Source organism: Microbacterium sp. zg.Y909 (assembly GCF_024626565.1).
This window is the reverse complement of sequence record NZ_JANJFJ010000363.1, coordinates 1-4,413: the sequence shown is the minus strand read 5'-3', so window position 1 is coordinate 4,413 and position 4,413 is coordinate 1. Positions and strand designations below refer to the sequence as shown.

Annotated in this window: 7 protein-coding genes and 1 pseudogene; 2 read left to right on the top strand and 6 right to left on the bottom strand. The window is 73.5% G+C overall.

The window, feature by feature from the left end; all coding sequences use genetic code 11:
* From NQ160_RS19240 to NQ160_RS19230, 3 genes are all read right to left on the bottom strand, one after another.
* On the bottom strand, nt 1-370 hold a 370-nt coding region (locus NQ160_RS19240; protein WP_257516723.1), incomplete at its 3' end, for a histidine kinase N-terminal domain-containing protein.
* Between the two features lie 24 nt (nt 371-394).
* Nucleotides 395-1,666 carry an AAA family ATPase gene (locus NQ160_RS19235; protein ID WP_257516722.1) on the bottom strand — a complete coding sequence of 424 codons (1,272 nt, stop codon included), beginning with the start codon at nt 1,664-1,666 and terminating at the stop codon, nt 395-397.
* Nucleotides 1,663-2,295, bottom strand: coding sequence for a hypothetical protein (locus NQ160_RS19230; protein ID WP_257516721.1), 633 nt, complete (start codon nt 2,293-2,295; stop codon nt 1,663-1,665). Before NQ160_RS19230 ends, NQ160_RS19235 begins: the two co-directional genes overlap by 4 nt.
* 98 nt (nt 2,296-2,393) lie before the next feature.
* Here NQ160_RS19230 and NQ160_RS19225 point away from each other — a divergent pair, with 98 nt between their 5' ends.
* Nucleotides 2,394-2,675: a helix-turn-helix domain-containing protein gene (locus NQ160_RS19225; RefSeq protein ID WP_257516719.1), complete on the top strand. Its 282-nt coding sequence runs from the start codon at nt 2,394-2,396 to the stop codon at nt 2,673-2,675.
* 4 nt (nt 2,676-2,679) lie between these two features.
* Here NQ160_RS19225 and NQ160_RS19220 read toward each other — a convergent pair whose 3' ends face one another.
* Entirely contained in the window at nt 2,680-3,276 is a 597-nt protein-coding gene (locus NQ160_RS19220; protein WP_257516718.1) for a hypothetical protein, read from the bottom strand.
* A gap of 137 nt (nt 3,277-3,413) precedes the next feature.
* Between NQ160_RS19220 and NQ160_RS19215 the strand changes: the two genes are divergently transcribed.
* The gene (locus NQ160_RS19215; RefSeq protein ID WP_257516716.1) at nt 3,414-3,845 is read left to right on the top strand and encodes an Rv3235 family protein; all 432 of its coding nucleotides are present in this window, start codon (nt 3,414-3,416) and stop codon (nt 3,843-3,845) included.
* Between the two features lie 23 nt (nt 3,846-3,868).
* Here the strand turns inward: NQ160_RS19215 and NQ160_RS19210 are convergent, their stop codons facing one another.
* Entirely contained in the window at nt 3,869-4,216 is a 348-nt protein-coding gene (locus NQ160_RS19210; protein ID WP_257516714.1) for a hypothetical protein, read from the bottom strand.
* A gap of 70 nt (nt 4,217-4,286) precedes the next feature.
* Nucleotides 4,287-4,413, bottom strand: a pseudogene (locus NQ160_RS19205) (aminotransferase); the annotation flags it as partial.

The following is a 4,413-nucleotide window of genomic DNA, read 5'->3' as shown; positions in this document are numbered from 1 at the left end:
GGGCGACGTCGTCGTGGGCCCGCTCACGCACGATCGGCACGGCGCGCACACGGGTGGGGGTCTCTTCGAACCAGTCCGGCGACGCGGAGTCGACGATGCGCACCCCGGTGAACGCGTCGCGCACCTGGGTACGCCACTGGGGACGCACCCGGTCGCCGACGATGTCACGGTAGAACAGGGTCGCCGCGCCGCTCGGGCGGGTGTGGGCGACGGCGATGAACGAATCGTCCGCGGTGGGAACCCAGATCACGATGTCGGCGAACGCGAGGTCGGCCAGAAGCTGGCCGTCGCCGGCGAGGCGGTGCAGCCACTCCACATCATCGGCGGAGGACCGCCCCTGGGCATAGACGATATCGCTGAGGGTGGACATCCTTTCACCCTAACCGGGCGGCGCTCACGCGGTCCGCGCGAAGAGGCCCTGCCGTCGGCCCGATCCGGCGCGCCGCCGCCGCCCGACGGGTGGCGGCGGTGCGACGGGAGCGATGGCCTCGCCCACCAGGCGCCGCACCGCGGCCGACAGCGGGCTGCGGGCGGCGACTTCCTGCGCGGGCCGGGCCGCGAGCATCGCGGCATCCGCCGCCTTGATGTCCATCGGCAGGAACCAGACGTCGCGGATGCCGCAGAAGCGGTCGAGGGTCGCGCGCACCTGACCGCGTGGGTCGATGCCCAGCGCGCCGGCGCGCAGGCGATTGACGACGACGACCACGGGCGTGGCGCCCACCGTGGCCCGGAGGTCGGCGTGGCCGCGCACGAACCGCGCCATGCCCACGGGGTCCGCCGACGCCACGGCCACGATGAGGTCCGCCGCCCGCACCGCGGCCAGGGATGCGGCGTTGCGCCGCGGCCCCGCCAGGTCGCTGACGATCTCCTCGTCCTGCTCCAGCGACGCCGCCACGTCGACGATCGTCTCGTCCGCCCACGCACGGCAGACCCGCAGAGCTCCGCCGACCCGCTCCGCAGTGAGCTCGGGCCAGCGCCCCGGGCGGTTCAGGCCTGTGAGCACCTCGACCCCGCGCCCCAGCGGCACGCTGATGCGGCTGAGCTCCGCCGGGGTCAACCCATCGTGATCGACCTGCCGGCAGGCCGCGGCGAAGCCCGGTCCCTCGTCGGCGAGGCCGAGCGCCAGCGCGAGCGACGGGGCGTGGGTGTCCGCGTCGACGAGCCCCACCCGCCTGCCGTCGCGGGCGAGCTCGGCCGCCAGCTCGACGGCCACGGTGCTGCGCCCTGGCGCCCCGGTCGGCCCCCAGACCGCGATCACCCGCCCGGTCGGCGTGGGCGGCGCCGGCACCGACGCAAGACCCTCGTGCAGAGCCTCTGCGACCCGACCACCGTCTCGCAGCGGCAGCGGTGGGGGAAGTCCGTACAGCTGCGACAGCCGGTCCTCGCCCGGCACCTCGCTCAGCGGCACGATCCGCACGCCGTGGCGGTCGCACAGCGACACGAGCGCCGGCGCGATGGTGTCGCGTCGCAGTTCCAGCATCAACAGGTCCGCGGCGGTGATGACGCCGAGCAGATCACGTCCCTCGGCGGCGAGCATCGCGTCGGCCGCCGCGCGTGCGGGCGCGTCGGCGGCGACGGCCGCGGACGCGGTGATGCCCAGCCGCCCCAGGTGCAGCGCGATGTCCGAGGCGGCGGTGCCGTCCACGGCGACGACGGCCGTGGTCACCGCCCACCGCCCACGGCCGGCACGACCGAGAGGGCAGCGCCCCCGGCGATCGCCGAGAGGGTCGCAGCCACGTCGGCGCGCGGGATGATGAGCTCGAGGGCCGGACGGCCCGCTCCCATGACGGAGTCGTCGCGTGTCACCGTGGCCACGGTCGCGTCGGGCACGAGGATGCGCGGCTCGTCGAACGCCCCGTGCTGCAGAGCGGGCGCAGCCCACAGCTCCACCGCCGTTCCGGCGCCGACGGCTGCGGGCACATCCGTGGCCGACCGCAGCACCACCGAGGTCAGGTCACTGGCCGACGCCTCGCCGACGGCGCTGAGGGGCACCAGCTCTCCCACCGAGATCGTGCGTACGGCGATCGCGCCCGGCTGGAGCAGCCCGGGTGCGGCGTAGACGTCGTCGCCCACCTGACCGAGGGCGACCTCGACGACATGCAGGGCGTCGGCCTCCACCGCTTCACCCGGCACGATCGTGCGCGCCGCAGCGAACACGGGAACGGTCTGCCGCGCCGCCGCGACCACGAACCAGACGCCGGCGATCGAGGCGACGATGAGCACGATGCCGAGGACGAACCGCATGTCCGCCCAGAACGCCCGCGTGCGGACGGGAGCGGGTTCGGGCGCGGTCATGGGCACCATGGTGGCCCAACCCCCGGGTCGGGAGCGTCGTTTATCCACAGGCCGGCGCGGAGCGGGCAGGCTGGGTCTACGCGGCTGATAATGGGTGGATGCCCAGCGCAACCCCCCCAGATGCGCGCCTGCTCGCCCCTGCACAGGTCGCCGAAGTGCTCAGCGTGTCGGTCGAGGAAGTGGTGGCGCTGGTGCTCGATGGAAGGCTGCGCGGCATGAAGGTCGGTTCCCCCGCCCGCTGGCGCATCGAAGGCGACAGCGTGGAGCGCTACCTCGACGACCAGGCGGAGGAGGCGCGCCGCATGGCGCTGTGGCGCCAGTCCAACGCCGCAAGCTTCCCGGAGCTGTGGGGCCGCGGCGCGGTGCAGCGCCCCGACTGACACCTCACGCCAGCGCGGCCGGGGAGTCCAGTCGCACCCAGAGCACGGCATCGGTCGGAACGAGCCGGTGACCGCCCACCGCCGCCGCGCGCCGGGGCGCGTCCAGATCGTGCAATGCCAGATCGACGTGATCAGCGCCCGCGCGATCGATCGTGCCCGACAGCAGCCGCCCACCGGCGAGGCCCGCCGTGATCGGGATGCGCCGGCGGGAGAGGTCGCGCAGCACGAAGCCGAGGGTCATGCGGTCGGCCAGGCGTGCGGGGGACGTCACCGGACGGGCGCTGCGCAGCAGGTCCGCGTGCGGCACGCCGATCGCCGCGGTGCCGGCGAAGGGCACGAGCAGTGCTCCCCCACGCCGGGTGTGGGTCGTCATGGCGAACCAGTCCGCGCCGACGGCCGAGACGGTGCCCGTGGCGACGGTGCCGTCGACGAGGTCCACCGACACCGCGGGCTCGGTTCCCACCAGGGCCCTCAGCCGCTCACGCAGCGACAGCTTGGACAGTCGAAGTCGCTCGGCCTCGGTGTCCAACGCTGCCCGCTCCGCCTCCCACTCCGACGCGAGCTGGTCCTCGAGGTCCTCGAACAGCCGATCCCAGCGCATCCCGCGAATGTATCGCCCGCCCCCGCAGGGCCCGCGGCGTTGTCCACAGGTTGGAGGATTCTCATCCCGCGCGACCGGCGCGCTGTGGTTCACTCATGCCACTTGCCCCCGCGCGACGCCCAGAGAAGGGACACCGCATGGTCCCCCACCCCTCACCGGCGTCGCGGCCCGAGCACATGTCGGTGGCGGTCGAGGATTTCCTCGCGCCGCAGCGGACCCCCTCGGCCGAACTCCCCGATCCCGAGCCGCTCCTGCGCAACCTCACCCGCGGCGTTCTCGAAGTGCTCGCCGGTGTGCGCGAGGTCGACCAGCTCGCGCGCTGGTTCGCCGAGGAGCCGTACCGCGCCCTCGTCACCCGCGCCAACCTCGCCGCTCGCGCCCGCAGCGCCCGAGGCGTCCCCGCAGCCCGACCCGTGCACGCCATCGGCACGATCGTGCAGTCCTCCCCCCTGGACGGGGTGATCGAAGCGGTCGTGATCGTCTCGGGACCCGCGCGCACCCGCGCCGTCGCGATCCGGTTGGAGGGAATGGATCGCCGATGGCGGGCGACGTCGCTCGCGCTGCTGTGACGTCCGATCCGGCGTGAGCGCCGCTACTCGGCGTCGATCAGCTCGAGCAGCGACTTCAGCGCGTCACGGATCTCGTCGTGGTCGAACTGTCCGGCGCGGCTCTCGCCCGAGATCACGCCCGACCGGTGCACCTTGCGGAAATCGCCGAAGGGAAAGGAATAGGCCTTCTTGGTGTGCCCGTTCTCATCACGGTCGACGCCGAGGTGCCAGTGGGAGTACTCGGTCCATCCCTCGCGGTCGATGAAGGCGTTCTCGTCGTCGGCGCTCGGCGCCGCCTCCGACCAGTCGTCGCGTTCGTCGCGGACGACCTCGCCGTCGCGGATCAGGGCGCGCGCATGACGCAGGGCGGGTCGGTTCAGTTCGATGGCCATGGCGGCACGATACGGATCGCCGCCCGCCCGCCGCAGGGACTTGACGAGCAGGCATCCGCCACCCGCACCATCACTGCCGGTACGAGGACAGGAAGTTCCCGAGCCGTTGCACGGCCTCGCTCAGCACGCGCGCCTCGGGCAGCGTCACGATGCGCAGGTGATCGGGCGTCGGCCAGTTGAAGCCGGTGCCGGGAACC

Excerpts from the sequence above, each read along its gene's own strand:
- NQ160_RS19230 (WP_257516721.1), bottom strand. The coding sequence starts at position 2,295 with ATGACCGCGCCCGAACCCGCTCCCGTCCGCACGCGGGCGTTCTGGGCG.
- NQ160_RS19210 (WP_257516714.1), bottom strand. The coding sequence starts at position 4,216 with ATGGCCATCGAACTGAACCGACCCGCCCTGCGTCATGCGCGCGCCCTG.
- NQ160_RS19220 (WP_257516718.1), bottom strand. The coding sequence starts at position 3,276 with ATGCGCTGGGATCGGCTGTTCGAGGACCTCGAGGACCAGCTCGCGTCG.
- NQ160_RS19215 (WP_257516716.1), top strand. The coding sequence starts at position 3,414 with ATGGTCCCCCACCCCTCACCGGCGTCGCGGCCCGAGCACATGTCGGTG.
- NQ160_RS19225 (WP_257516719.1), top strand. The coding sequence starts at position 2,394 with ATGCCCAGCGCAACCCCCCCAGATGCGCGCCTGCTCGCCCCTGCACAG.